This window comes from Acinetobacter sp. YH01018 (assembly GCF_013420295.1).
In the GTDB taxonomy this organism is placed as follows: domain Bacteria; phylum Pseudomonadota; class Gammaproteobacteria; order Pseudomonadales; family Moraxellaceae; genus Acinetobacter.
Genome location: NZ_VOYL01000091.1, coordinates 1 through 4,561, shown reverse-complemented (window position 1 = coordinate 4,561; position 4,561 = coordinate 1). Strand labels below are relative to the sequence as shown.

The window sequence follows — 4,561 nt, the reverse complement described above, 5'->3', positions numbered from 1 at the left end:
GTTCCACTTTAGATATTTGTTTAAGATGAGATGTAACTCATTGAAATGTGTCATCATATTCGTCGTCAGAAAACAAGTATTATGCCATTATTTCAATGAGTTATCTTTTTTTGTCGTGTACAAAGATTATTTTCATAAAATTCCTATTTTAATTAGTGTTTTATAGCATAATTTTAGTTGAGCATTAAGGCTTAAAGGAAATGACCTAAGCTCTGTACGTAAATAGCTTAGTATAACTACCCTATTACTTTAACTCCATGCACGTACAGCGTTAGCTATAGCCCAACAATAACTGCGCGATGAGTGATTTACGGTAAGGGCTCATGGCATTATGATGTTGCCATCTACCTGGCTGCAGGCTGTATGACCAAGATATGGCTCGCAGCAATTATGCCGAAAATAAAGGACTTATATTATGACAGTACAACGTCTGCATGTTGAAAAGCGCTTTTCTGAAATTGCCATTTCAGGAAACCTAGTACATCTGGCTGGTCAATTGGCTACAGATACCACGCTGGATATTAAAGGTCAGACACGGCAAACCCTGGAAATTATTGATCGCTTGCTGGCGGATGCAGGTACAGACAAGAGCCAAATTATGTCTGTGACCATTTATTTAAAAGATATTGAAAATGACTATGCGGCGATGAATGAAATCTGGGATGCCTGGGTCGCTAATATTGAAGCCCTGCCTCGTACCTGTGTCGAGGCCAAGTTGTATGCTCCTGATGTTCTGGTAGAAATGACTGTCACTGCTGTTCGTGCATCGAATTAAAAGCCAAAAAATAAGCATGAACAGTCATTCATGCTTATAGTGATTTAACCTAACAGGCGGATTTTCTTTCGGCCCAAATCTGGATAAAAATCATACTTTTTTATTGAAACCTCTGTTAACTCATCTAGCTGAAAATCAGTAGGATTTTCAATTAAAAAATCTTGTCTTAACTGAAAATATTCCGGTACATCTTCATAGCGAATCACCCGATACCCGGCCATCGCCAACAGCGCATCCTGATATTGGGCATTTTGCGGATGGCGTAAAGCCATGGGATCATCCAATGCAATAATGGCAAACACCTGATGATGTTCATCCAGAATCACAAAATCTGCCACCATATTGCGATATTTATGGCGGGTACGGCTGTATTTGGTCGTCAACAAGGCATCAAATGAAACATGAGCCAACACAGTACTGCGCGGCAATATTTCTTTAAGGCGTGTAAATGTGATCTGTTCACTAATATTAAAAATAGCTCTTTGTTTTAAAGCACTATCTTGCTGTTTAGCACTACCTTCCAGACTTTTCCAAGCCTTCAACAGAATGCCAAACAGAAGTAAACTTCCGACCAAAATATAAATTATCATCATCTTAATCCTTTAATTTTTTATAGTATTTCCGGTGTCACACCGATGCTTGTTATCAACCTCAGTATACAACGCTTATTTTTATTAAATATTTCAAGCAAACGAACTGCATTTAATCATGACGAAAACATTATAAATGCTGACAAAAAGTTGCACTGATTTTATTTTTTACATCTATGCCTAGGATTCATCCATTATCTGACACCAAATTACTGTAGCTCAAGGCACAGTAGGGATGCAAGACTACTTTTGAATATTGTCCTACAATTCCGATGAGCTGTTTTCATTAGAGGGCTATTTAATTGAATGGTAAAAAAAGAACGCCTAAGCGTCCTTTTTTTTAAAAAATCAAGCTTTTGACTTAGGCTTAGATTTAATCTTGGATTTAGAACCCGCAAATGGACGTTTCTCCCCAGTTTCACGTGGTGGTAAGCCAGTATGTTGAGTCAGGATCTGGCCTTTTTTAGGACGATTATTGCCATTTGTATTGGCAACATTACGTGATTGATTACGTGCAGTATTTTCACCTGTGCGTTTTGCAGAATCTCCCGCCAAGGTCGAGTTTTTCTTGCGTGCCGACTGATATTGCCCTTCTGTGCCTTGCGGTTGATAGCTCGGAATCAGATGTTGTTTCGAATTACCAATCAAGTCTGAGCGGCCCATTTCTTTCAAAGCTTCACGTAACATTGGCCAGTTATTTGGATCATGATAACGCAAGAAAGCCTTGTGCAAGCGGCGACGTTTCTCACCTTTCACAATATCCACATTTTCAGTATAACGCGCCACTTTTGCCAGCGGATTTTTACCGGTGTAATACATGGTGGTTGCTGTAGCCATTGGCGATGGATAGAAGGTTTGTACCTGATCGGCACGGAAACCATTCTTTTTCAACCAGATCGCCAGGTTCATCATATCGTAATCGGTGGTCCCCGGATGCGCCGCGATAAAGTAAGGAATCAGATACTGTTCTTTACCGGCTTCCTTACTAAAGCGATCAAACATCTGTTTGAAACGGTCGTAAGTGCCAATCCCCGGTTTCATCATCTTGGATAATGGACCTTTTTCGGTATGTTCAGGCGCAATTTTGAGATAACCACCCACGTGATGAGTGACCAATTCTTTCACATATTCAGGGTTTAATACCGCCAGGTCATAACGTAAACCTGAACCGATCAGAATTTTCTTGATGCCTTTAAGTGCACGTGCTTTACGGTATAACTGCGTCAATGGCGCATGGTCGGTATGCAAATTCTGACACACACCCGGGAATACGCACGATGGCTTACGACAGTTTTTCTCAATCTCAGGGTCTTTACAGTGCAAACGGTACATATTAGCCGTTGGACCACCTAAATCCGAGATAATGCCGGTAAAGCCCGGTGCGGTATCCCGAATCTTCTCCACTTCACGCAGAATTGAGTCTTCCGAACGGTTCTGGATAATACGACCTTCATGTTCCGTGATGGAACAGAAAGTACAACCGCCGAAGCAACCACGCATGATGTTGACAGAAAATTTAATCATGTCAAAAGCCGGGAAACGTGCATTACCATATGCAGGATGTGGCAGACGTGCATAAGGCAGGTCAAACACATAATCCATTTCTTCTGTGGTTAATGGAATAGGTGGTGCATTCAACCACACATCACGTTCACCATGCTTTTGTACTAAGGCACGCGCATTCCCCGGATTGGTTTCCAGATGCAAGATACGGTTGGCATGTGCATATAAAACGGGGTCATTGACCACTTCTTCAAAAGCAGGCAAACGGATTACCGCCAGTTCTCGTGGTGGTAACTTATGTTTAATCGCCTTTGATGCAGGTTGTAGCTGTACAATTTGCGTATCGGCATCCAGATTGTCACCTTCACGGACAATCGGATTGGCGACCGCTTCTTTTTGGAAGCCTTGATACTGGCTTAAACTATTGCCTTTATCTTTTTCAATTTCACAACCATCCAGATCTTCCGTCATCACATAAGGGTTGATAATGGGATCTACACGACCGATGGTGTCCACATCATTCGATGCAATTTCAACGAATTTAGCTTTAGAAGCACGGTTATGTTTATTGACAATAAAGGCCGTACCACGGACATCCGTGATGTCCGTAATTTTTTCGCCTTTGGCCAAACGGTGCATCACTTCGACAATCGAACGTTCGCCATTACCGTACATCAAAAGATCGGCTTTAGAATCCATCAATACCGAACGACGGACTTTATCTGACCAATAGTCATAATGAGCAATACGACGTAGAGAAGCTTCAATACCCCCTAACAATACCGGCACATCAGGATAGGCTTCACGTACACGCTGGCAATATACGGTTGCCGCGCGGTCAGGACGTTTATTCGGCACATTGTCTGGAGAATAGGCATCATCTGAACGGATTTTACGGTCAGCGGTGTAGCGGTTGATCATCGAATCCATATTACCGGCCGTCACACCCCAGGCAATATTCGGCTTACCCAATACTCGGAATGCATCCACGCTGGTCCAGTCCGGCTGGGCAATAATCCCGACACGGAAACCTTGAGCTTCTAAAGTACGGCCAATAATGCCAGAACAGAAAGAGGGATGATCGATATACGCATCACCACAGACTAAAATAAAGTCACAACTATCCCAACCGAGTTGATCCATCTCCTCGCGTGACATCGGCAAAAATGGCGCAGGTTCAAAACAGGACGCCCAATATTTGTCGTAATCAAACAACGCTTTTGGCGCAGTCTGCATGGTATAAGCAGTAGACATGGCTAGCAATTCTCGGCTGGCAGATGATGGAAGATCTGAAAATTAGATCAAAGATGAAAGCCGAGTATTTTAGCATGAATTCGACTCAGCTTGCTTGATTATAATTTATACAAAACCAGTGATTTAATTTATTCTCCCCAAATAATCCTTCAGTTGAAAAAGCTGCTCCAGTAAGTGATCACTTATATAGTTATAGTTCAACACACGAACAAAGCAGCGAATCAAGCAAACTCTTGAAGAAATAAAAAGCGTAATTTAAGATCCGATACATTCTTAATCATTCTTCTTTTTAATAAAAATTCCCTGCATAAAAAAAAAAGCCCCCTCGTTTGAGGGGGCTTTTTAAGGAATAATGAGCTGGCGATGACTTACTCTCACATGGGTAATCCCACACTACCATCAGCGCTAAGAGGTTTCACTTCTGAGTTCGGGAAGGGAT

The 4,561-nt window shown here is 41.9% G+C and carries 3 protein-coding genes; 1 reads left to right on the top strand and 2 read right to left on the bottom strand.

The window, feature by feature from the left end; translation table 11 throughout:
* The first annotated feature begins 415 nt into the window (after positions 1-415).
* Entirely contained in the window at positions 416-775 is a 360-nt protein-coding gene (locus FTT83_RS15510) for a RidA family protein (protein WP_180080792.1), read from the top strand.
* 44 nt (positions 776-819) lie between these two features.
* Here FTT83_RS15510 and FTT83_RS15505 read toward each other — a convergent pair whose 3' ends face one another.
* Together FTT83_RS15505 and FTT83_RS15500 are read right to left on the bottom strand one after the other, a co-directional pair.
* Entirely contained in the window at positions 820-1,365 is a 546-nt protein-coding gene (locus tag FTT83_RS15505; protein WP_180080873.1) for a DUF2726 domain-containing protein, read from the bottom strand.
* Positions 1,366-1,713: 348 nt separating this feature from the next.
* Positions 1,714-4,122 carry a YgiQ family radical SAM protein gene (locus FTT83_RS15500; protein WP_180176829.1) on the bottom strand — a complete coding sequence of 803 codons (2,409 nt, stop codon included), beginning with the start codon at positions 4,120-4,122 and terminating at the stop codon, positions 1,714-1,716.
* Positions 4,123-4,561 lie beyond the last annotated feature (439 nt).

What these genes read in the sequence shown, in the direction of transcription:
- FTT83_RS15510 (WP_180080792.1), top strand. Translation starts at nt 416, where the DNA reads ATGACAGTACAACGTCTGCATGTTGAAAAGCGCTTTTCTGAAATTGCC.
- FTT83_RS15500 (WP_180176829.1), bottom strand. Translation starts at nt 4,122, where the DNA reads ATGTCTACTGCTTATACCATGCAGACTGCGCCAAAAGCGTTGTTTGAT.
- FTT83_RS15505 (WP_180080873.1), bottom strand. Translation starts at nt 1,365, where the DNA reads ATGATAATTTATATTTTGGTCGGAAGTTTACTTCTGTTTGGCATTCTG.